At 61.6% G+C, this 22603-nt stretch carries 16 protein-coding genes, 1 tRNA gene, 1 other RNA gene and 2 pseudogenes; 8 read left to right on the top strand and 12 right to left on the bottom strand.

Annotated elements, in window-relative coordinates; translation table 11 throughout:
* The first annotated feature begins 89 nt into the window (after positions 1-89).
* Complete coding sequence (locus HMPREF2526_RS09865) at positions 90-1412, top strand: YkvI family membrane protein (protein WP_046647898.1); 1323 nt, start codon at positions 90-92, stop codon at positions 1410-1412.
* A gap of 112 nt (positions 1413-1524) precedes the next feature.
* On the opposite strand, the gene HMPREF2526_RS09860 is transcribed toward HMPREF2526_RS09865, so the two are convergent.
* Complete coding sequence (locus tag HMPREF2526_RS09860; RefSeq protein ID WP_070547179.1) at positions 1525-2562, bottom strand: aspartate-semialdehyde dehydrogenase; 1038 nt, start codon at positions 2560-2562, stop codon at positions 1525-1527.
* Between the two features lie 19 nt (positions 2563-2581).
* On the bottom strand, positions 2582-3847 hold the full coding sequence (locus HMPREF2526_RS09855) for an aspartate kinase (RefSeq protein ID WP_070547178.1): 1266 nt from the start codon (positions 3845-3847) through the stop codon (positions 2582-2584).
* A gap of 146 nt (positions 3848-3993) precedes the next feature.
* On the opposite strand from HMPREF2526_RS09855, the gene HMPREF2526_RS09850 reads away from it, so the two are divergent.
* Positions 3994-4866, top strand: coding sequence for a DMT family transporter (locus tag HMPREF2526_RS09850; RefSeq protein ID WP_046648824.1), 873 nt, complete (start codon positions 3994-3996; stop codon positions 4864-4866).
* On the opposite strand, the gene HMPREF2526_RS09845 is transcribed toward HMPREF2526_RS09850, so the two are convergent.
* On the bottom strand, positions 4863-6065 hold the full coding sequence (locus HMPREF2526_RS09845; RefSeq protein ID WP_070547177.1) for a mannosyltransferase family protein: 1203 nt from the start codon (positions 6063-6065) through the stop codon (positions 4863-4865). The two genes, HMPREF2526_RS09850 and HMPREF2526_RS09845, sit on opposite strands and share 4 nt — an antisense overlap.
* Positions 6066-6343: 278 nt before the next feature.
* Between HMPREF2526_RS09845 and leuA the strand changes: the two genes are divergently transcribed.
* The 5 genes and pseudogenes from leuA (at position 6344) to HMPREF2526_RS09820 (ending at position 14262) form a co-directional block, all read left to right on the top strand.
* Complete coding sequence (leuA, locus tag HMPREF2526_RS09840) at positions 6344-8158, top strand: 2-isopropylmalate synthase (RefSeq protein ID WP_049157825.1); 1815 nt, start codon at positions 6344-6346, stop codon at positions 8156-8158.
* A 311-nt stretch (positions 8159-8469) separates the two neighbouring features.
* Positions 8470-10524 (top strand): hypothetical protein, encoded by a 2055-nt coding sequence (locus HMPREF2526_RS09835; RefSeq protein ID WP_148139565.1) that lies wholly within the window; start codon positions 8470-8472, stop codon positions 10522-10524.
* A gap of 98 nt (positions 10525-10622) precedes the next feature.
* Positions 10623-11789: pseudogene (locus HMPREF2526_RS09830) on the top strand (DNA polymerase III subunit epsilon); the annotation flags it as partial.
* Positions 11790-12200: 411 nt separating this feature from the next.
* Positions 12201-13490 carry a Mur ligase family protein gene (locus tag HMPREF2526_RS09825; RefSeq protein ID WP_070547175.1) on the top strand — a complete coding sequence of 430 codons (1290 nt, stop codon included), beginning with the start codon at positions 12201-12203 and terminating at the stop codon, positions 13488-13490.
* Complete coding sequence (locus HMPREF2526_RS09820) at positions 13483-14262, top strand: type 1 glutamine amidotransferase (protein ID WP_070547174.1); 780 nt, start codon at positions 13483-13485, stop codon at positions 14260-14262. Before HMPREF2526_RS09825 ends, HMPREF2526_RS09820 begins: the two co-directional genes overlap by 8 nt.
* Positions 14263-14273: 11 nt before the next feature.
* Here HMPREF2526_RS09820 and recR read toward each other — a convergent pair whose 3' ends face one another.
* The 6 genes from recR to ffs form a co-directional block, all read right to left on the bottom strand.
* Positions 14274-14930 carry a recombination mediator RecR gene (gene recR, locus HMPREF2526_RS09815; protein WP_010190001.1) on the bottom strand — a complete coding sequence of 219 codons (657 nt, stop codon included), beginning with the start codon at positions 14928-14930 and terminating at the stop codon, positions 14274-14276.
* Between the two features lie 114 nt (positions 14931-15044).
* Positions 15045-15425: a YbaB/EbfC family nucleoid-associated protein gene (locus HMPREF2526_RS09810; RefSeq protein WP_046648833.1), complete on the bottom strand. Its 381-nt coding sequence runs from the start codon at positions 15423-15425 to the stop codon at positions 15045-15047.
* Positions 15426-15482: 57 nt separating this feature from the next.
* Positions 15483-18125, bottom strand: coding sequence for a DNA polymerase III subunit gamma and tau (locus HMPREF2526_RS09805; protein ID WP_070547173.1), 2643 nt, complete (start codon positions 18123-18125; stop codon positions 15483-15485).
* Positions 18126-18157: 32 nt separating this feature from the next.
* Entirely contained in the window at positions 18158-18634 is a 477-nt protein-coding gene (locus HMPREF2526_RS09800; protein ID WP_049157816.1) for a suppressor of fused domain protein, read from the bottom strand.
* 85 nt (positions 18635-18719) lie between these two features.
* A complete protein-coding gene (locus HMPREF2526_RS09795) occupies positions 18720-19991 on the bottom strand; it encodes an aspartate aminotransferase type Ic (RefSeq protein ID WP_070547172.1) in 1272 nt (423 codons plus the stop codon).
* 81 nt (positions 19992-20072) lie between these two features.
* Positions 20073-20171: signal recognition particle sRNA small type (gene ffs / locus HMPREF2526_RS09790), an RNA gene on the bottom strand.
* A 167-nt stretch (positions 20172-20338) separates the two neighbouring features.
* Here ffs and HMPREF2526_RS09785 point away from each other — a divergent pair.
* Positions 20339-20427 (top strand) — tRNA-Ser (locus HMPREF2526_RS09785).
* Positions 20428-20885: 458 nt separating this feature from the next.
* Here HMPREF2526_RS09785 and HMPREF2526_RS13280 read toward each other — a convergent pair.
* From HMPREF2526_RS13280 to HMPREF2526_RS13015, 3 genes and pseudogenes are all read right to left on the bottom strand, one after another.
* Entirely contained in the window at positions 20886-21128 is a 243-nt protein-coding gene (locus HMPREF2526_RS13280; protein ID WP_128081864.1) for a hypothetical protein, read from the bottom strand.
* A 140-nt stretch (positions 21129-21268) separates the two neighbouring features.
* Positions 21269-21741: pseudogene (locus tag HMPREF2526_RS09780) on the bottom strand (IS256 family transposase); the annotation flags it as partial.
* Positions 21742-21957: 216 nt separating this feature from the next.
* Entirely contained in the window at positions 21958-22323 is a 366-nt protein-coding gene (locus HMPREF2526_RS13015; RefSeq protein ID WP_168163159.1) for a VOC family protein, read from the bottom strand.
* Positions 22324-22603: the final 280 nt, after the last annotated feature.

The raw sequence follows: 22603 nt of genomic DNA, 5'->3' as shown, positions 1-22603 counted from the left end.
CCGCGAGGCTTTCCCAATTGCCCGCACCACACCTTGGGTAGTGATGGCATTCCCCCGGCGCGTGTGAGATTGAGAGACCTCTTTACCTTATGTGGAAACGCGCAGTGGCCATTTCCATGGCCTTCATCGGCGTCGTCGTCGGCGCCGGCTTTGCCTCCGGCCAGGAAGCACTCCAGTACTTCGTGGCTTTCGGAAACATGGGCCTGTGGGGCGTACTCCTCGCCTCCGCCCTCATGATTATTACTGGTGTAGCAATTCTGCAGCTTGGCTCCTATTTCCAGGCCGATGAGCACACGGCAGTGTACGACAACATTAGTGGGCCCATCGTCTCCCGGATCCTGGACTGGGGCACACTGGCCACGTTGTTCTCCATCGGCTTCGTCATGTTCGCCGGTGGTGGCTCCACCATCAGCCAGCAATTCGAGGGTGTGCCCATCTGGGTGGGCGGCGCTATTATGCTCGTGCTCGTCCTGCTGGTAGGCCTCCTCGATGTGGATAAGGTCAGTAACGTCATCGGCGCGATTACGCCGTTCATCATTATCTTCGTGGTTCTGGCCACCGGCTACACCATCATCGTGACCGACGTGGATTGGTCCCAAGCCAATGAGTTTGCTGTCAACAACGTCGAGAGTCCGCTCAGCAACTGGTGGCTGGCTGCGCTGAACTACACCGGCCTCAACGTCATGTGCGCGGTCTCGATGTCCATCGTCATCGGCGGCAACATCCTGGATAACCGTGCCGTCGGTGTTGGCGGCCTCATCGGTGGCTTCTTCTACCTGCTTCTGCTCGCTCTCCTCGTGGTTTCCCTCTACATGGTGGCGCCGGAAGTCTACAAGCAGGACCTGCCGGTGCTGACGCTGATCAACCACGTGAACCCGGCTCTGGGTTACTTCATGACCTTCATCATCTACGGCATGGTCTTCAACACCGCTATCGGCATGTTCTACGCCATGGGCAAGCGCCTGACCCGCAAGAAGCCGAAGCTCTTCTACCCCGTCTACGCGGGCGCCTGTGTCGTGGGCTTCATCCTCTCCTTCATTGGCTTCAAGCAGCTGGTTTCCAGCGTTTACCCGATTCTGGGCTGGATTGGCCTGCTCATGATTGCCGTCATGGTCATCACCTGGATTACCCAGCGCGACAAGATCACCTCCGAGTCTGACCGCCGCGTGCGCGCCCGCACCTTGGTTAAGCGCCGCCTTGACCCGCGCGAGCACTTCACCAAGAAGAACGAGCGCGAGCTGCGCAAGCTGGCAGCGGCCTCCAACATGGAAACTGAAGAGTTCGTCTCGACCGTTGCCGATGAGATCCACGAGGAGCTCGAGGCCGACGATGAGATTGAATACGACCGCGAGGATCCGGAACCCTCTGTGACCTTCGTGGAGCACACGAAGCCCGAGGTGCCGAAGGACTAGCCCTTCCGCACACCCCCTTTCCCATTACTCACAAAAAGTCCGCCCCCAGAGTGATATCTGGGGGCGGACTTTTCTTATTTATGCGGGTTCTAAAACTCGCTGCAGCTTTGCTTTAGACCAGCAGCTCCGCAATCTGAATGGTGTTGAGCGCGGCGCCCTTGCGCAGGTTATCGCCGGAGACTACGAAGACAAGGCCCTTGTTGTCCTCGACCGCCTGGTCCTGGCGGATGCGACCGACCAAGGAGAGGTCGATGCCGGCTGCCGCCAGCGGGGTCGGCACATCGACGACCTTGACGCCCGGTGCGGACGACAGCACCTCGCGGGCCTGTTCCGGGGTAATCGGCTTCTCAAACTCCGCGTGCACCACCATGGTGTGGCCGGTGAACACCGGGATGCGCACGCACGTACCGGAGACCTTGAGCTCCGGGATGCCCAGGATCTTGCGGGACTCGTTGCGCAGCTTTTGCTCCTCGTCGGTTTCTTCCGTGCCATCATCGACGAGGTTGCCGGCCAGCGGCAGCGCGTTGTACGCAATCGGGGCGACGTAGGGGCCCAGATCCTCCTCGGAGACCTCGAGCGCCGAGCCATCGTGGACGAGCTCAACGTTGCGGTCGCCGATGGACGCTACTTGCTTAACCAGGGTTTCCACGCCTGCCAGGCCTGAGCCGGAAACGGCCTGGTAGGAGGCGACGCGCATGGTGGTGAGACCGGCGGCGTCGTGAAGCGCCTTCGTGACCGGCATGATCGCCATGGTCGTGCAGTTCGGGTTCGCGATGATGCCCTTCGGGGTATTGCCCTTCTCCTGCGGGTTTACCTCCGAGACGATGAGCGGCACGTCTGGGTCCTTGCGCCATGCGGAGGAGTTATCCACCACGATGGCACCGGCCTCGGCGAAAAGCGGCGCATACTGCTTGGAGGTGGAACCGCCGGCGGAAAACACGGCGACGTCGATCCCAGCGAGGCTTTCGACGGTTTGCTCTGCCAGATCTTCCACGACGATCTTGTCCTCGCGGAAGGTGAGCTCCTGGCCCGCCGAACGCGCGGAGGCAAAGAAGCGAACCGTATCGGCCGGGAAGTTGCGCTCCTCCAAGAGGGTGCGCATCACGCGGCCGACCTGGCCGGTGGCGCCTACAACTGCAACAGTGGTCATGACCTTAACTCCTTAAACTTTAGCGTCCGGTACCAGCATAAACGGTGGCCTCTTCCTCGCCACCCAGCTGGAACTTCTCGTGCAAAGCAATGGCTGCCTTATCGAGATCGGCCTCGCGGGTCAGCACGGAAATGCGGATCTCAGAGGTGGAGATGAGCTCCATGTTGACCCCTGCGTCACGCAATGCCTCCGTGAAGTCCGCGGTGACACCGGGGTGGGACTTCATGCCTGCGCCGACGAGGGAAACCTTGCCCACCTGGTCGTCGTACAGCACGTTGGTCCAGTGGCCCTCCTCCTTGAGCTTGGCCAGAATCTCCATTGCCTTCGGCCCATCCGAGCGCGGGCAGGTGAAGGTGATGTCGGTCGTGCCGGACTCCAGGGAGGAGACGTTCTGAAGGACCATGTCGATGTTGATCTCGGCGTCTGCGATAGCGCGGAACACCTTAGCGGCCTCACCCGGGCGGTCCGGGATTCCCAGGACGGTGACCTTGGCCTCGGAGCGGTCGGTTGCGATGCCGGTTAGTACTGCTTCTTCCACGGGGATATCCTCCATTGAACCGGCGATGAGCGTGCCGGGGTCGTTTGAATAAGACGAGCGAACTCGAAGGGGAACGTTGAACGCGCGGGCGTATTCGACGCTGCGCAGGACCAGAATCTTAGAGCCCACGGCGGCCAACTCCAGCATCTCCTCGAAGGAGAGCTGCTCGAGCTTCTGGGCGTTGTGAACGATGCGGGGATCAGCGGTGTAGACGCCGTCGACATCGGAGTAAATCTCACACACATCGGCCTTGAGCGCTGCCGCCAGCGCCACCGCGGTGGTGTCCGATCCGCCACGGCCGAGGGTGGTGACGTCGCGCGATTCCTTGTTGACGCCTTGGAAACCCGCGACGATGCAGATTTTGCCTGCATCCAGCGCCTCGGTCAGGCGGCCCGGGGTGACGTCGACAATGCGGGCGTTACCATGACGCTCAGTGGTGAGCACGCCAGCTTGGGAGCCGGTAAAAGACTGAGCCTGCGCACCGAGGGACTCCACTGCCATGGCAACGAGCGCATTGGAGATGCGCTCGCCGGCGGTCAGCAGCATGTCCATCTCGCGCTGCGGCGGGACGGGGTTGACCTGGGCGGCGAGGTCTAGGAGCTCATCGGTGGTATCCCCCATGGCGGAGCACACGACAACCACGTCGTTGCCCTGTTTCTTCGTCGCCACAATGCGCTCCGCCACCGCGCGAATGCGCTCTGCGCTTTCGAGGGAGGATCCCCCGTATTTCTGTACGACTAGGGCCACTGACGGTCCCACCTTTCCTGTTTGTGAGGGCCATTACCTGTTCACCGCCCAATACCTATAGACCGGCAGTCAACTCCTTTAGACTACCGCCCTTTGGCTACCATCGAAACACGTGCTGGATATTAATTCCAGGTAAGGTGGAAACGATGCTTTCAAACCTGGTTGCCGTTGCTTTCGCACTGGCCTCGGCACTAGTCGTGGCCTGGGGCACTGTCATACGCCACCGCATCGTGTTGGACGCCAGCTCCAGGACCGTCATGCGGACCGCAATTCGCACTCCCCTGTGGTGGATTGGCACCGGAGCCGCCGTCGTTGCCTATGCCTTGCAGCTCATCGCACTCCACTTCGGCACGCTGCTCATCGTGCAGCCCATCCTCGTCCTGTCCCTGATGTTCACGCTGCCGCTCGCCGCGTGGTATTCCCGGCGGCCGATGCCGGCGCGGGAGGTCTTCTGGTGCCTGGCACTGACCGTCGCAGTGGGCATCATGGTGGTCTATGGGCGCCCCACCGCAGGCTTGACGACGCCCAGCTGGTCCCAGTGGTGGCCCGCCTTCGCCCTCGGCGCGCTGACACTCGCCGCACTCTTTGTGGCGGCCTATAACCGGCCGGAGGAATCTGCACTCGCGCTCGGCAGCGCCTGCGGCATCCTCTACGGCTACGTGGCGCTCGTAGCGAAAGCGGTGGTTGACGTCCTCTCCCACCAAGGCATCGCAGCATTGCTAGCGAGCTGGGAGCTGTACGTGCTCATCGGGCTGGCGGCTGCCGGCACGGTGATCCAGCAGTATTCCTTCCACGCCGGCGCTCTTGCGCATTCGCTTCCCGCGATGACCATCATGGAGCCCATCGTGGCTTTCGGCCTGGGTTACTGGGTCCTGGGCGAGAAATTCCAGGTCGAGAGCATCGCGGGCTGGTGCGTGATGGGGGCTTCGCTCATCATCATGATCGCCGCCACGATCGTCCTGTCACGCATTCCGGTCAACCCGGGAAGCACGCGGCTCGCGGAACAAAGCCCGCACTAGATCGCCCACTCAAAGACCACCAGCATGTAGGCGGAGAACCACGCCGACCACAGGACCCATGCGCCACAGGCAGCCCACAGCATGCGTGGGCGCCACGCCGTGGCGGCGCGCACAACCCACGGCAGCACCAGAATGATTGCGGGCAGGAGAAGTCGCGGGCGCGAGTGCATGATGCCGTCGGAAAGCAGCACATTCGCACATAACGCAGCGCTAAACCACCAGGCGACCGGGTTAACCTTCCCCCAGGCCGCGATGAGCAACACGGGGGCACCGAGGATCACCAGCACGGTGAGCAAGTAGCCCACATCGTTGTTCTCCGTCAAGGTTTCCCACACGAACCGCACGGTGGCAACTCCCCCGTCGAAGGTGGAGTTCCAGTGTTCGGTTTGGATGCCGAAGTAGCCGCCAGCCTCCGCCAGGTAGCGCTGCGTCCACAGCAAGTAGCCCGGCAGCGGGAGCGACGCCACGATCAGGCTGAGCCACGCCTGCCAGGAACGCCGCCCGTAAAGGAGCACCCACAGGCCAAAAACTGCAAGGAAGTCCACGGAGGTCAGCCGGACAAAGGACAAGGCAATACCGAAAGCCGCGGCGCTCCACCAATCGCGTTCATCCAGCGCCACGAGTCCCCACACCACAAGGGCCCCGAAGAGGGCTTCCGTATAGGGCATGGAAAACACAATGGACATCGGAGCGCTGCTGACCACGATGGCCGCGGCGCATTGCCCACGGCGCCCTGCCCCCAGGCGCTGCGCTAGGACCATGACTCCAGCAGCCATCACCGCGGTAAAAAGAGTATTCACAAGGAGGGCAGCTACCTCAAGGCTGATCCCGGTCCACCCCAGAACCCGCAACAGTATGGGGAAACCCGGAAAGAAAGCCATAGTGATTTCATGGACCGGCCCATCCGTATGGATGTCCGCATCGAAATAACCGACGCGCGCAATCTCCAGGTAGTACTTAGAGTCCCAGGCCGTGAGCTGATCCCACAGCTCCTGCTCGTTGACGGCTGCGATGCCGCTCAGCACAGCGATGCGCACTGCAGTGCCCACTACCGCGACCAGCACGGCCATGGGCAGCAGCGAAAGTACCCCTAGCACACCTTCAGGGGTCGGGGCGGCATCCGGTTCCTTGCCCGGCGCAGTCTTCTTCCCAGGTTCCGGAGCAGTCGTCATGGTGTTTTCTTCAGGCACGCAACACATCCTAGCCACCCGCGACCCCATCCCAGTATGTGAAACCAGTTGCCGCAGAGTGGGAAGCGTTGTATTGTGGCTCACATGACTTTGCGGCACACTCTTCTCCTTAGTAGCCGCGGCGGGATTTAGGTTTGTAACTCTACGGCCAGCGCCCCGTCGCGGAGCGTGGTGATGCCAACACACACCACAGCTGGCCGTCCCCACAATTCACTACATCGTTGCTCATCACAGCAACGCGGCGAAACAAACGCCTCAGGCCACACACAAGGAAGAGAACAAACACCATGTCCCCCAATGATTCTTTCATCTCCGCTCCCCGCGAAATCACCACCCCGGCCGGCCCGCGCAACGAGAACCAGCCCGCCTGGAATAAGCAGCGCGGCTCCTCGATGCCGGTCCACCGCTACCAGAGCTTCGCCCAGGAGGTCGAGCCCGTCACGCTGCCGGACCGCACGTGGCCGGATAAGAAGATTACTGTGGCCCCGCAGTGGTGTGCGGTGGATCTGCGCGATGGGAACCAGGCCCTGATTGATCCGATGTCCCCGCAGCGCAAGCACCGCATGTTCGACCTGCTGGTAGCCATGGGTTACAAGGAGATCGAAGTGGGCTTCCCCTCCGCTTCCCAAACGGACTTCGACTTTGTCCGCGAGATCATTGAGGGCAATAAGATCCCCGAAGACGTCACCATCCAGGTCTTGGTCCAGGCCCGCGAGCACCTGATTCGGCGTACCTTCGAGGCGTGCCAGGGCGCGAAGAACGTCATCGTGCACTTCTACAACTCCACCTCGAAACTGCAGCGCCGCGTGGTATTCCGCAAGGACCGCCCGGCCATCAAGAAGCTGGCCACGGATGCCGCAGAGCTCATCAAGAGCATTGCCAAGGATTACCCGGACACCAACTGGCGCTGGGAGTACTCGCCGGAATCCTTCACGGGAACCGAGCTGGACTTCGCCGTCGAGGTCTGCGATGCCGTCGTCGACATCATGGAGGCTACCCCGGATAACCCCATGATCATCAACCTGCCGTCCACGGTGGAGATGATTAGCCCGAACGTGTACGCCGACCAGATCGAGTGGATGCACCGCAACTTTGCCAAGCGCGACTCCATCATTCTGTCACTGCACCCCCATAACGATCGCGGCGAAGGCATTGCCGCCGCCGAGCTGGGTTACATGGCCGGCGCAGATCGCATCGAGGGCTGCCTGTTTGGCAACGGTGAGCGAACCGGCAACGTAGACATCGTCACGCTGGGTCTGAATATGCTCACCCAGGGCGTGGACCCGCAGATCGATTTCTCCGATCTGCCCAAGATCCGCGAGACGGTGGAGTACTGCAACCAGCTGCGCGTACCGGAGCGCCACCCCTACGGCGGCGAGCTGGTGTTCACGGCCTTCTCCGGCTCCCACCAGGATGCCATCAACAAGGGCCTGGATGCCCTGGCCCAGGAGGTACGCCCCGGCGCCAACAACACCGAGGTGTCGTGGGAGGAACTGCAGGAAACCACCTGGGAAGTTCCCTACCTGCCCATCGACCCGAAGGATGTCGGCCGCGATTACCAGGCGGTCATCCGCGTCAACTCGCAGTCCGGCAAGGGCGGCGTAGCCTACATCATGAAGACCGACCATGGCATCAACATGCCGCGCGCCATGCAGGCGGAGTTCTCCTCCGTCGTGCAGGCGGTGACCGACGCCGAAGGTGGCGAGGTCAACTCCAAGAACATGTGGGACATCTTCGCCAACGAATTCCTGGAGCGCACCTCCCCGCTAGAGCTGGTTTCCTTCCAGGTGGACAACTCCACCACAGAGGGCGAGGACGCCAAGGTAACCGCGACCATCGTCTTCAACGGTGAGAAGCGCGTTGTCTCCGGCATCGGCAATGGCCCCATCGCCGCATACGCCAATGCGCTGGAGGACGTCGGAATTGATTTCGAGGTCATCGACTACTCCCAGCAATCCCGTACTGCTGGCGACGACGCCGAGGCCGCCTGCTACATCGCCGCCGAGGTTAACGGCGCCCAGGTATGGGGCGCGGGCATCGCTGGCTCGACGACGCGCGCATCCATCAACGCGATTACGTCCGCAGTCAACCGCGCAGACTAAGCCAGGCAAAGCCAGACTTAACAACAGTGCAGCTAGGGAGGGAGGAGCACGTTCCTCCCTAGCTTCCAGCATCCGAGCTTTAAGCTATGCGCAAAAATTCCTCGTCACCATATCCCGCTGAATGCGCTTTCTTGTAGGCCAGAACTCAGAGCGATATAGTTAAGCAGCATAACTGCACTGCAATAAAGATTTTTCAAACATTTCGTGCGGCTAGTCAGCGCTTCAGTCTGGGCTTCGGCATTCCCAATGCTCACGGCAGACCCGCCCAGCCGTATGCACCCGACGTGGTCTACTCAGCGAAGGCGAGCAATATGACGGTCACTAACTATGTGGTTCCCCACCACGGGTTTGGCACACCGCGTCGCCTGACGGTTGACACCGTAAACCCGGAGATGTTCCTGCAGTTGCTTTCGCTAACTGAAAGCAGTCATCTCCCCGTCACTTTGAGTGGACATTCAAGTACAGGATTTCGCGTCCATCACGGCGAAGACATCGTGGGCGAGATCCCTGCCTCCCAAACTGCTGATTACACGGAACTGGACTGGATCATTGATGCGGGACTAAACCCACAAGCCACCGCGGAGATCGCACTCCGCGAGGATGCGGCGGAAGAAACCATTCCTGCTTTCGAGGTCCTCCTCCCCGAGCCTGGCCTGTGCGTTCCGCTCAATATTCCCCCGGCTCAGCGGTGGGGCATGCTCAGCGGCCAGCGCGCTTTGCGCATCACCGAGTTTGCAGTCCCGTCCAGTTCCCTACCGACGCACCCTGCGCACCTCCTTGTGCGTTTGACCAACAACCGGCACTTTTTCCGACGCTCCATCGAGGTTCACCTTGATGACGAACTCGTCGCCACGATTCCGCGGGAGCGGGCTCCCTGGCTGAGCGATACCATCGCAGGATTCAATCACGAGGGTCTCATCGCAGTCGCCCGCGCATATTTCATATCGGATGGACAACCAACCCTCACCGTCTATTCCGAAGAAGGCACGCCGGAAAGCCACTTCGCCGTGGGAACCGCCGGAATCATCGCTGCCGCCGCGGGCGCAGCGGCCGTGAAGGTCACCAACAGTGGCAAGGCACACGCAGCCAGCCTGCCGGCTGGCGGAATTGAGGCTACCGGCGCAGCGAAGACCGCCGGTACTGCTGCCACGCAGAGCGCACAAGCCCTGTCCCTCAACTCTGCCGGGGCGGCTGCCGTGACCGGAACAAAGATCGCTGCAGCTAGCACTGGGCTCAAGGTAGCTTGTGCTGCTGGCGTTGCCGTCGTGGTCGGCGGGGCTGCCAACTTCGCATCTTCCGGGAATTCCTCCGGTTCACACCACGATAACCTCGCCGAATCGGCTTTTGAAGAAAACACCCTCGCTGTGTCCACGTCACACTCTGCTGACGCCGACCCTGCTGCTATTGAGGACAAGGCCTCCGACGTCGCGGACACTGCGGACATTGTGGCTGCAGACGCCCACCTCCCCGAGGAGCGGGATGATACGGACGCTACGCGAGCGCTTAGCCCGACTGGTTTTTCCGAGCCCACAGAGCCTACTGAGCTGACAGAACCAGCAGAACCCACGGAGCTCGCTGAGCCCACGGAACGTACACCGCTGCCCGCTGCCGAGGAGGCTGCTACTTCACCGCAGGCGGATCACCTGCCGCATACAGCACCGACAACAGCAGCACCTCGGACCACCGAACCCACAGCGGAGGAGCTCGACGCTCCGGAGGCTCGCCGCACTGAGGCGTTCACCGCTCCCAGCTCCAGCCCTAGGAGCACCGAAAAAAGCACGGAATCAACCACTTCACGTGAGGTCAGTCGCTCCGCAGAGCCGCCGACCACCACGCACCCGCTGAGCACTACTTCGCGGCCGCGCACAACGCCGCCGATCCACGTACCCCGTCCCACCCCACAAACTCAGGCGACCCCGTCGCCGACTGTGGTGACGACTACGCCGAAGCCACCGGCTGAACCCACGCCCTCCACGTCAAAGGCTGCTCCCACCACTACTCCGGTGGGCGAAGATCGAACCGCACCTCACGACGAACCAACTGCCCCGAGCACGCCGCCGGCCACTACCCCTGTGACCACGCGCGTCAGCACACCACCCACGGCGGCTCCGGCGCCCTCGACTACTTCTGCTCCGGCAACTCCAACGCCCACCACCAAGCCCAAACCAACTAGCAAGCCCAAGCCCACCACGAAGCCCACGCCGACCGCTAAGCCCACGCCAACTAGCAAGCCCAAGCCGACCACTCAACCTCAGCCCACCAGAAAGCCCGAGCCGACTAAAGAGCCCGAGCCCAGCCGCGAGCCTGACCCCACTCCCGAGCAATCCGACCGCGACGGCTGGGTCATCATCATCGACTTTGGCTAGTCCGCAGCGTGCTTACCTTCACCGCGACTCAGTGGATACAACCCCCTTCTCGTGTGCCCTTTCCAGCTTCCTCGCAGTTGGGTACTAAACTGTGAACAATGACTACGACACCCGGCCCCACCGAGCCTGCAGCGCAGCTCAGCGCTGCAGAGACGCCGGCCGCGGCGTCACCACACACCGGCGCCCCTAAGCCGGGCCCGCGCCCCCACCAGGCAGATAAGAAGCAGACCGATAGGGAGCACAAGGCCTCTGCCCGCGAGGAAGCTCTCGCCGCCTTTCCCTACGTGGCGCTGACCATCCAAACCACCGGAATCCACCCTTCGACCGGCCGCCTGCTCACCGTGGATGCGTTGACTCTCAACGCCGCTGGGGAGATCGGCCAGGAATTCCACGCCGTCATCAACCCAGGCGCAGACCCCGGACCGCGGCACCTCCACGGGTTAAGCGTCGAAGAAATCCAGGCTGGGCAGTCTTTCTCCATGCTGCTCAAGCCTCTGGACCGGCTCATTGATGGCCGCACGCTCATCGTCCACGACACCCCTTATACCTGGGGATTCATCGTCTCCGAAGCGCGCCGTGCGATGACCGCCGCTGCCCGCCAGAACCGCGCGCGCAATCGCAACCGGGGCAAGGGCCGACGCCGCCGCTTCAAGGTAGGACACGTCCCCACCCCAGTCGCCATCGTGGATACCCTCGCCACCGCCCGCCGCCAAAGTGTGTGGGGCACCGACATCCGCTTGGCGGCCGTCGCGCGTGACACCGGCCTTTCTGCACCCGACCCCACGGCCAGCGTCGAGCGTGCACAGAGAGCAGAAAAAGATACCTCCCGCGAAGCAACCCGCCTGCTCGTGGATCTCTACCGCGCGCAAAGCGCTGGCCCACTCAGCAGCGCCGCACCGGATGACCTGCGAGCGGATCGTTTTGGGCTGCAGCGCTCCCACGTCCGCGTCGACGCCGCCGAGGCTCCTCGTCAGCATCACAACCCCGGTCCGTATGTGCCCGGCAAAGAGCTCATCCGCGGCATGGAGATCGTCGTAGCCCCGGAGATCACCGAGGAACCCGACACCATCATTGCCGCACTCGCCCGGGAAGAGCTCAACTACTCAGAAAAACTCACCCGGGAGACTTCCCTGGTGGTCTGCAATATCACCACGGACCTCGTGGGCAAGCCCATGCATGCCCACCGCAAGAACATTCCCCTGATGTCCGACACCGCTTTCCTCGCGGCCCTCGAGCGCATCGAGGAACCCACGGAACCCGAAGAGCAGTCCACATCTGGTGGGGCGGGCAACTCGGGGAAGCGCCAGGGCGAGGGACGCTCCGGTGGGCAGTCCAACCGCAACCGCTCCACGAACAAGAATCGACGCCGCTCCCGCCGTAAATCTTCCGGTAATCATCAGCCCGCTAAACAAGGGCACAACGATAAGAAGAACCAGAACCCTTCAACCGAGGGTTCCGCAGGCGACAAGCCTGCTCACTCGGGCTCGGCTAATAACCAAGGTTCGCAGGGCTCTGGCAACAACAATCGAAACAAAGGCGGAAACCACGGGCGTAGGCGTCGCCGCCGCGGTGGGCGCGGCCGCCGCGGTAATGGCAACCAGCAGGGCCAACAAAACTCGGGACACAACCGCTCCCGCAACACCGATAACTAGCGTCCCCCGACTACCCTGGGGAACATGAATTTTAACTTCCGAAGCGCGTTCTCCTCCGCGCGCACTGCGGTTGCCACCACCGCTGCGACGCTGGCTACCACTGCCTCGCGCGCCACGGGCCGCGGCGCCGGCGGCATGATTGGCGGGCTCATCGCCAACGCCATCGACCCAACCATCATGCAGAACCTGGCCAAGCAGCGCCCAGCCATCCTGGTGACCGGAACCAACGGTAAGTCCACCACCACGCGCATGCTCGCCGCCGCTGTGCGCACCGAGCACTCCGTGGCCACCAATGATGGCGGCGACAACATGGACGCCGGAATCATCTCCGCGCTTCTAGCAGGCAAGGACGCGAGCCACTTGGTGCTGGAAGTGGACGAGCTCCACGTTCCCCACGTCGCGGATAACCTCAACCCCACCGCGCTGGTGTTGCTGAACCTCTCACGCGACCAGCTGGACCGCGTGGGCGAAATTAACAAGATCGAGCGGGCCCTGCGCGGCGTAGTCGAGGCACACCCGGATATGCTCATCATCGCCAACTGCGATGACGTGCTTATGACCTCCGTGGCCTATGACGCGGAGAACGTCATCTGGGTTTCCGCTGGTGCCGGATGGATGGGTGAATCCGTCACCTGCCCGCGCACCGGAGGACACATCGTGCGCGAAGGCGAGGACTGGCACGCGGTCAAGCCGCTTGCCGACGGCCGCGAATTCCGCCGCCCCACGCCCACCTGGGCGGTAACAAAGGAAGGGCTGGTGAGCCCGGAGGGCGTCGACAAGCTCCAGCTCTCCCTGCCGGGGCAGGCCAACCGCGGCAATGCCGCCCAAGCCGTCGCCGCTGCGGTCGAAGCTTTCGGCGTGGATCGCCACAAGGCCATTGCCGCCGCGGAAAGCGTCGACGATGTGGCCGGGCGCTATTCCACCATCACGCTAGGAAACCGCACCATCCGCCTGCTGCTGGCTAAGAACCCGGCCGGCTGGCAGGAGGCGCTGTCCATGGTGGACCGCGAGGCCGATGGCCTGGTCATCGCCACCAACGGCCATGTGGCCGACGGTATTGATATGTCCTGGCTGTGGGACGTGTGCTTCGAAGACTTCGAAGATCTGCCAGTCAAGGCTGCGGGTGAGCGCGGAACCGACCTCGCAGTACGTTTGGTCTACGCGGATATCTCGCACGAGCTCATCCCGGATCCCCTCACCGCTATTCAGTCCTGCCCGGAGGGCCGCATCGAGGTGCTGGCCAACTACACCGCCTTCCGTGATCTGAAGAAGGCCCTCACCGCCGCAGCAGCAAAGGAGCATTCGAATGACTAGCCTGCAGATTGGCCTCATCCTCCCCGACATCCTGGGCACCTACGGCGATGACGGCAACGCCTTGGTCCTGCGCCAGCGCGCCCGCATGCGCGGACTCGAGGCAGAGATCGTGCCCATCAAGCTGGGTGAGCCGGTGCCGGAGTCCCTCGACGTCTACACCCTGGGCGGCGGTGAGGACACCGCGCAGATTCTCGCCGCGGAGCACCTCATTGCTGACGGTGGCTTGACCCGCGCGGCGGCCGCTAAGCGCCCAATTCTGGCGATTTGCGCAGGCCTGCAGGTGCTTGGCGAATCCTTCCGCGCGTCCGGCCGCGTGGTGGATGGCGTGGGGCTTATCGACGCCACCACGGCCTCCATGACCGAACGCGCCATCGGCGAGGTAGCCACGGAACCGACCAAGGCCGGCATCACCGCTGAGCTCACCGAGCCTCTCACCGGTTTTGAAAACCATATGGGTGCCACCATCCTGGGGCCTGCCGCCCAGCCGCTGGGAACGCTCACGCGCGGAACCGGCAATGCGGATACCGCTGCCATCCTGGACCTCTCCGACAGGGCCGTCCAGCGCGGCGCCGAGGGCGCGGTGCAGGGCAGCGTCATCGCTACCTACATGCACGGTCCGGTCTTGGCGCGCAACCCGCAGCTGGCGGACCTGTTGCTGGCCAAGGCCATGGGAATCGCGCTCAGCGAACTCGAGCCCTTGGATATCCCGGCTATTGACCAGCTACGCACCGAGCGCTTTAACGCCTCGGAGCCGCCGCGCTCGCAGCGCTAGGAAGCACCGCGCTAGACCGTCAGGCGGCCGCTCAACGCACGCGAGAGCGTCAGCTCATCGACAAACTCAAGGTCGCCTCCCAGCGGCATGCCGGAGGCCAGGCGCGTGATCTTCAGTCCTGGGAAGTCCCGCAGCAAGCGCACGAGGTAGGCCGCGGTGGCCTCGCCTTCGGTGTTGGGATCGGTGGCGAGGATGACCTCGGTGATGTCCGGGGAATCGTCGTAAAGCGGCTCCTCCGGGGTGGAATCCGCAAGCTCTCGGTCCGGTAGTACGCCGCCGAGGCGCTGCAGCAGTTGCGAGATGTTGAGGTCTTTCGGGCCCACGTTGGCCAGCGGGTCGAGCGCGCCGCCCAGTACGTGGTAGCGGCCGTCATATTCGCCGGTGCGCTCGATGACCTGGATGTCCTTGGGCTCTTCCACCACGCAGATGGTGGAAGCATCGCGCTGCGAATTGATGCAAATGCGGCAGACTTCTTCGCGGGAAATATTGCAGCAGATGCGGCAGAACGTCACCCCATCACGCACTGCTCCCAGCGCCTTCTGGAGGCGGTCAATCTCCTCTGGGTCCTGATGCAACACGTGGAAGGCGATGCGTTGCGCTGACTTCGGGCCAATACCCGGCAGGCGCGAGAACTCATCGATGAGATCCTGCAATGGTCCTTCAAACACGCAATGCTCCCCTCACTCAACAATCCCTCAGACCTCGACGGCCGGGGACACAATAAAAGGCCGCGCTGCTCTCCACGAAGAGAGCAACAACGGCCTTTAAGTCTAACGCGCGGCTTACTGGTTGCCGCCGAAGACATCCTGGAAGGACGGGCCATCGTAGTTCTGCTGAGACTGGCCCATGCCCTGGGACAGCGGACCAATCTTCTCCTGGGCCAGGCGGCCAGCAGCAGCGTGGGCCTCCTTGAAGGCACCAACGATGAGGTCCTGGAGGGTATCGATGTCCTCCGGGTCGACCACGGACTTATCGATGGTAACGTTCTGCAGCTCAGCGCCGCCGGTCATGGTGACCTTCACCAAGCCGTTGCCGGCGGTGCCTTCAACGGTGGAGGCCAGGATCTCTTCCTGTGCCTTCTGCAGTTCTGCCTGGACGCGGGCTGCCTGCGCCAGGATCTCGTTCATGTCATTTGCCTGCTGCATCGGGTCGTTCTCAGTCATGCTAAAAATCCTTTCACACGATTATTTTCACTACGCGCCAAGTGTACAGATGCCACGCTAGAGCCGCCGCGCTCCCAACTCCTGTGCGAGGAGCTCCATGGCCACCTCCGTGGCGTTGCGGTGGTCCATCTCGCCGGCATTCTGCGCGGCCTCCATCATCTCGCGCTCCTCATCCGCGCGGGTGTACTCCGGCTGCGGAGCGGAAGCTTGCTGAGGCGCAGGTTGTTGCGGCGCGGCAGGCGCTTGGCCTGCGCTTTCCGACGCCCCATTCGCCCCCGCCGGCGGACCGTACTCCTCCGGTGGGGCTTCGAATTCGCCTTCCTCCGGGCCTGGCTCCGGCGGCAGTGGAACGCCGTTGCCAAACTTGGGAACTTTGGAAAACTCTTCATCCCGCTGGGCCGCTACTTGGCTCGCTTGCGCGATGCGTGATCGCCATTGGCTACCACGGGCCTCCCTCTTTGGGGGCACCATCGCCCCGCGCGGGGCGACGTCCGGACGTTGTGGTTCTGCCGACGGTCGCGGGTCTGCCGGCGGCTGCGACTCAGCTGCCTCACGCGGCTGCTCCGTCGTCGTTGCAGAAGACGGAGCCTGCTGCCCGATCCGGCGCGGCGCACCCCACGGGTCATCACTGGCATTGCTGGGTTCCTTCGCCTCGGACTCGCTGGGCTTGTCTCCTCTTTCAGATTCTGTTGCTGCCGCGGAAGCAGGCACAGTGTCGGAAGAGTGCGAATCAGTAGCGTTGTCCGGAGTCTCCGGACTCTCTGCCTCCTCGTCGGGCTCGGCGGCCTCGCGTGGTGGCTGGTTGGGGTTCCACTGGGTGCGCTGGGCTGGTTCAGCCACCGTGAAGCCGTGGGCCTTCGGGTCGGTGCCGATGACGCACGTGACCTTCAGGTTGCGGTTGAGCTCTTCCTTAAGGACGGTAACGATGACCTCGTTGGTGCCTGGCGAGTTGATGCGTTCCGCCAGCGCGCCGGTGGTGTGGCCAAGAACCAAGGTGTCATCACGCACGCCGAGGACACGGGCTTCGGCGAGCATGATTTCAGCGACCTTGTTCCGGCGCCCAATCGTCGCCCGCAGGTCAGACCAACGCCCGCGAATTTCCGCGGCTGGGTCTTGAGGCTGCTCGGGCTCAGGCTGCTGTTCTTGTGGCTGTCCTTGAGCCTGTTCTTGCCGTTCTTGTAGTTCCGGCTGTTCCGCTTCCTGCGGTTGTTCGTGCTGCTCCTGTTGCTGGTGCTCCGGTCGCTCTTGGTGCTGCTCAGGCTGCTCTGACTGCGGCTCAGGCTGCGCCTCCGGCTGTGCAGGGCGCTCCACCGGTGCCTGAGGCTGCGCAGCCTCAGGGGTTGGGGTCGGCTGCGTCTGCTGGGCTGCTTCTTGAGTCCTTTCGACCTGCTGTGGTTGCTGTTGCTGGGCCTCCTGCTTTGCCGCCTGTCGGCTGCGACGCTGCGCAATGATGGCCGCGGCAGCGGCCGCGGGATCCTGGGCGCTAGCGACCGCAGATTGCTGGCGTTGCGCAGGCGGAGTTCCCTGCCCAGCGGGAGCGGAAGGCTGCACGCCCGCCCCCTGCGGGGCAGCAGTGGGCATCTGACCGGAGGCTGCCGCTGCAGGCCCCGAGCCAACGATGAGGTGCGCACACAGAATTTCTAGGAGCAGCCGTGGGGACGTCGCACCACGAAGGGAGGACACGCGCTCGTTGACGGTTTCCGCCAAGTAGGCCAGCTGTGGGCCGGAGAAGCGTTGCGCCTGGGCAGTGAGGATCTCACCGCGGTCAGTCGGCGCAGAGACTAACCCCTCCTCCAACGCTGAAGGGACGGCCTGCAGGATCATCAAATCCCGCAAACGATCCAAAAGGTCAATGGCAAAGCGGCGAGGGTCGTGGCCGGCCTCAATGACATCGTCGACAAGCCGGAAGAGCCCAGCCTTATCCTGGTTCGCCAGGGATTCAACCGTGTTATCCAACAAGCCTACGTCCGTAACACCCAGAAGTGGACGGGCCACGTCGTAGGTCAGCCCATCGGGGCCTGCGCCCGCCAACAGCTGGTCCAGGATGGACAAGGTATCGCGGGGCGAACCGCCGCCGGCCTGGATGACCATGGGGTACACGGTGTCATCCACGTGGACGTTCTCCGAGGCCACGGTGCGCTCCAGCAGCCCCTTCATCGCCGGCGGAGTCAACAGGCGGAAGGGATAGTGGTGGGTACGCGAACGGATGGTGCCGATGATCTTCTCCGGCTCCGTCGTGGCAAAAATGAAGATCACGTGCTCCGGCGGCTCCTCGACAACCTTGAGCAAGGCGTTCGCACCGGAGGCGGAAATCATGTGGGCCTCATCGATGATGAAGATGCGGTAGCGCGACTCCGCCGGCGCGTAGTAGGCGCGGTCACGCAACTCACGCATGTCCTCGACACCATTGTGAGAGGCGGCGTCGAGCTCCGTGACATCCAAGTTGCCCGGCCCACCCGGGGCCAGCGAGACGCAAGAGTCACACTGCCCGCACGGCGTTGACGTTGGCCCCTGCTCACAGTTCAGCGAGCGGGCCATGATGCGCGCGGACGACGTCTTTCCGCAGCCACGCGGGCCGGAAAAGAGGTACGCATGGTTAATGCGCCCTGCGTCGAGGGCAGCGGATAAAGGCGTGGTGACCTGCTCTTGGCCTACCACTTCCGCGAAAGTTGCTGGACGATATTTCCGGTAAAGAGCCACGGTTAGTCAGTGTAGCGCCTCAACCCGACACGTCACTCCGAGCGCTGCCAATCCAGCAGATCGATGCCTTGCTCTGCCACCGCCTGCTGCAGCGCCGGCACGCCTTCCTCGACGGCGTAGGCATACTCGGCGTCGCTCAGCATGAGCAGTTGGCACACCAGCGTTAGGCGGCCCTCCTCCGCCACCTGCGGGGTCTGGCCGCCCCACAGGTACGGGGCGATGAGCATGCCATGACGCACGCTCAAGTGAGCGAAGCGCTCATCGTCTTCAGCAAAGAGCTTGGGCAAGAGCAGGCCCGGTTGCGCGGGCAACAAGCCTGCGGCTTCCGTGAGCAACGCTGCCGCAGCACTCACTGCGGCAGCCACCTCCACCTGCCCGGTGCGGGCGACGGTGAGGAGCTCACAGCGCACGTCGATGCCTTGCTCGGCGTGCGCTAGCCCGGTGTCGACATCGGCGAAGCCACACGTGACCGCGAGGGACTGCTCACCCTCCAGCGAGGCTAAGCCCAAACGCTGCCCCTCGACATTTCTGAACTCGAGGTCAGCCGGGATGATCTGGTCGAGCCAGTAGGCCGTCTCGTCGGAGTTGATTGCCTTATGCCCCCAGCTTCTCTACTGCGGCGAGCAGCACACAGGTGGCCACGCCATCCATTGCTGCCTCGACTTCTTCCTGCGGCGGCAGGGACGGTGCCAAGCGAATGTTGTGGTCCTTGGCGTCCTCGCCGTATGGGTACGCCGAACCAGCCTGGGTCAGGAGAATGCCGGCGTCACGGGCCAGCTCCCACACGCGGGTCGCGGTGCCCTCCATCACGTTGAGGGAGATGAAGTAGCCGCCCTTGGGGTGGGTCCAGTCCGCGATCTCATGGTGGGTGAGGTTCTTATCCAGGATGCGAAGAACCGCCTCGAACTTCGGCGCCAACAGCGCAGCGTGGCGGCGCATCACCGCGCGCACGCCCTCGGCGGAACCGAAGAACTCGTAGTGTGCCAGCTGGTTAATCTTGTTCGGGCCAATGCCACGGATACCGGCGTGCTCCAAGTACCACTCGAGGTTGTCTTCGGAGGAGCCGAAGAAGCTCACGCCGGAGCCAGCGAAGGTAATCTTCGACGAAGAAGACATAGCCCAGAAACGGTCCGGGTTGCCTTCTTCCGCAGCGATATCCAGGATCGGTAGAATCTCCGGGAAATCCTCAGTCAGCGTGTGTACGGCATAAGCGTTGTCCCACACGATGCGGAAGTCCGGTGCGCCGGTCTCCATCGCAGCAAGGCGGCGAGTCTTCTCTTCCGAGATGACGGCACCCGTGGGGTTGGAGAACATCGGCACAACCCACATGCCCTTAACCTGCGGGTCCTTGGCCAGCTCCTCGACTGCTTCGATGTCCGGGCCATCTTCTTCCATCGGCACCGAAATCAGCTCGAAGCCGAAGGACTCCGTGATGGCGAAGTGGCGGTCATATCCCGGGGTGGGGCAGATCCACTTGATGGTCTCTTCCTTGGACCACGGCTTCTCAGAGCTGTTGGTGCCGAAGGTGTAGGCCCACAGGATGAGGTCATACATGATGTTCAGGGAGGAAGAGTCCGCCGCAATGAGGAGCTCCGGATCCATGTTGGTGAGCTTGCCCCACAGATCGCGCAGCTCCTTGATGCCCTTCTGGTTGCCGTAGTTGCGCAGGTCATTACCCGCAGCATCGGTGTAGTGGCCGCGCCCCGGCAGAACGAGCAGATCGTTGGACAGATCAAGCTGCGCCTTGGACGGCTTACCGCGGGTCAAGTCAAGATCCAACCCCTCAGCCTTGAGGGCCTCGTAGTCCTTGCGCACCTGCGCGGCAAGCTCATCAAGCTCGGACTTTTCAAGATTAAGAAGAGACATCCGTCTTCCTTCCGGGACGTAGTGCGGACATATGGCAACCATACTAACGCCCCGTCACATCCCCCGTGTGAAAGCACACAAATAAAAAGGGGACCCCGCGCACCCGCCAGAGCCTCCTGACCCTTGCTGCATTCCTGCCCTGGGGGAGTTCAGAGGATGGACGCCACGCGGAATCCTGCGGTCTAGCCTAGCGCGCCTTGCTTGCCGACGCCAAACCGCTCCCCCACCACCCAGCTCCCCACTCCGCTTCCAAGCGCGCTTTCCGCCTCAAGCCACTACATCCTTAACTTTTTCGCCCTGACCTGGCGATTTTGCTTCATTAGGGGGCTCATGTAATGTTTTCCAGCGGAGGATTCGACTAGCGGCCTATGTCACACGCCTGGAACGCGTGCGGGAGTCACATCCCTCAGGGGTTCAAATCCCCTATCCTCCGCCACTGGGAAGTCCCCTGGATGTCATCATCCAGGGGACTTTTCTTCATGCGCAGGTGGCCGATTCTAGCGGTCGTGGAAACACGGTTTTAGATTTCGTTGGCATAGCCTTGGAGTTCGGCCATTTCTTCGGCTGGTATTGCAAATCCTAGGGTTGCGCGTGGTCTTCTTCTTAACCACGTAGGCCGAGTTTCCCGCAGTCGTAGGCGACTATTGTCGATACGACTGCGGACAGCGAGATATCCCATGAGCTGTTTGGCTAAGAGGTAGCCAGGAATGGGTGGAACATTTGTGATCATGTCGACCGTGCTGTCGCATGGTATCTCTTCCGAAATCGCCTACGCCTTGCCGCTAGGGGCTTCTACTTGCTTGAGCTGACAGACAACAACCGGCAAGGCGCTACCTCAGTCTTCAATGAGTCGGCGTCTTTCTATATGACAAACCTAGACTGAGCATATCCCTATTACTCTTTACTCCTCCTTTTAGCTGATGCAGCAACTGAAAGAGCTATTCCTAGAAGGGCCATAGGAAGCCCAAGATTAGTAAGCCGAGTTTCCCAAAATAAGCCCGCTATACACAACAAAGCGCCTGCAATGAGAATGACAAGGGTAAAGACTTTAAATAGTTTCATTTCCGCATCTTCCTTACAACTTCCGTCATCGCCCGAAGGCAGGAATCCCCATGAGAATAACAATTCTTTACTCACAATTGATCCCCCCACCTAAATTTGGAACTTTCGTATACTCTTCTCGGGTTCTATGGCTTGAAGAGTGCATGAAAGGGAAAATAGGTGTATGCCATTACTCGGCACTGTGGAACTCAACCACCCGATCAGCAAAGGTTCACTCCCCCCGACCCGTCGGTGGTAACGATGTACGATTCCGCGATTTTGTCGAGCAGTTTCAGGTACTCGTTTGAGCTTTCACGCAGGCACCAATGTCGGGCGATGACGTGCGTTTCGGTGCAGGCTACCAGCAGGAATTTCTTGTGAAAGTAGGTGCCGTCGATAAAGAGCTGGTCATAGACACGATAGGGATCTGCTGCTGTTGGCACGATGATAAACCACAGCAGCTTAAACCACCGGGTCAAAGTCCGCCTTGTTATCCCAAGGCGTTTGGCCAAGTGGTCTGCGGATTCCCCAGAAAGGACCCAGTCAATAAAGATTTTAAAATGCCGAATCTCACTGGTGTGCGCGGGTGTTAATCGATGAAAACGTTGCACTGAGGGCATAGCCGGCCTTGGGGTCCTGCCGCAGTTTTGTTGTTCTTAACCAGAAAGTGGCCGCACATATCGCACGACAGCCGATTCCTATTAGCCATATGAATTGGCATTACCGCACCAGCAGCAGTCCTCCCACCACAGGTCTATGGCTATCCGATGTCGATTTCACCGATCAGGCTGTTGGAACCGATTCAAAATCAAGATCACCGTATTATCCCAGGCTGCCTTGGGAATCCGTATCGGTTTATCCACACGAAAAGTCCCTTAAGCCGTTAATTCTCAGAAGCCGATTTCTGCGAAGCAGCAAACTGACTTCACCACGTATAGAACTCCAAGATGTTTCCGTCTGGATCCGAAATGTAGGCGGAATAAGAACCCCATGGCATTTTCTTGGGTGAGGCAGAAGTCTCGCGATAGGAATCTGGAAGTTGACTCCAGTACTCGTCGACGTCCTCAACAGAGAATTGGATTACTGCTCCGCCGGGGGTTGCCGGACTAGTGTTAGTGGCTGAAGCAAAAACTGAAGAATCGAATACGCCAATTACGCTGCCATCAAACGACACTTCAAAATATCCTTCTTCAGCAGACAATGGCTTTGCTTCGGAGTTTGGAAGTTGATGGTAGAACTCCCATGAGGCTTCGATATTGCGGGTCAAGATGGTCAAATGATCGAATCGCATGATTGGCATAACCTTTCTCGCTGGGCCAAAGATTAGTCGCGATTATTCCAAATGCCCTTTGCCCGTGTGCGGTATTAGAAATCGAGGCTATTGGATTCTTCATGCGGTGGCTTGGAGCCTTCAAGCAAAGGAACCAAAGCAAAGGCACCATTTGCGGGGCCTAGGATGAAAACCGGCTCTTCCGGTTTTGGAGTGCGTAGCGGGGTGAAGTAGAACACGATGGGTTCAGCGGGTCACCACAACATATAGGGGTCCCTGGTGTGAAGATGAAAGTTCCTAC

The organism is Corynebacterium sp. HMSC070E08 (assembly GCF_001808895.1).
GTDB lineage: Bacteria > Actinomycetota > Actinomycetes > Mycobacteriales > Mycobacteriaceae > Corynebacterium > Corynebacterium hiratae.
This window is presented reverse-complemented; position numbering and strand designations above follow the sequence as displayed.

Coding starts and splice junctions, on each gene's coding strand:
- HMPREF2526_RS09795 (WP_070547172.1), bottom strand. CDS start 19,991: ATGTCTCTTCTTAATCTTGAAAAGTCCGAGCTTGATGAGCTTGCCGCG.
- leuA (WP_049157825.1), top strand. CDS start 6,344: ATGTCCCCCAATGATTCTTTCATCTCCGCTCCCCGCGAAATCACCACC.
- HMPREF2526_RS09865 (WP_046647898.1), top strand. CDS start 90: ATGTGGAAACGCGCAGTGGCCATTTCCATGGCCTTCATCGGCGTCGTC.
- HMPREF2526_RS09835 (WP_148139565.1), top strand. CDS start 8,470: ATGACGGTCACTAACTATGTGGTTCCCCACCACGGGTTTGGCACACCG.
- HMPREF2526_RS09850 (WP_046648824.1), top strand. CDS start 3,994: ATGCTTTCAAACCTGGTTGCCGTTGCTTTCGCACTGGCCTCGGCACTA.
- HMPREF2526_RS09825 (WP_070547175.1), top strand. CDS start 12,201: ATGAATTTTAACTTCCGAAGCGCGTTCTCCTCCGCGCGCACTGCGGTT.
- HMPREF2526_RS09845 (WP_070547177.1), bottom strand. CDS start 6,065: ATGTGTTGCGTGCCTGAAGAAAACACCATGACGACTGCTCCGGAACCT.
- HMPREF2526_RS13015 (WP_168163159.1), bottom strand. CDS start 22,323: ATGCGATTCGATCATTTGACCATCTTGACCCGCAATATCGAAGCCTCA.
- HMPREF2526_RS09820 (WP_070547174.1), top strand. CDS start 13,483: ATGACTAGCCTGCAGATTGGCCTCATCCTCCCCGACATCCTGGGCACC.
- HMPREF2526_RS09810 (WP_046648833.1), bottom strand. CDS start 15,425: ATGACTGAGAACGACCCGATGCAGCAGGCAAATGACATGAACGAGATC.
- HMPREF2526_RS09860 (WP_070547179.1), bottom strand. CDS start 2,562: ATGACCACTGTTGCAGTTGTAGGCGCCACCGGCCAGGTCGGCCGCGTG.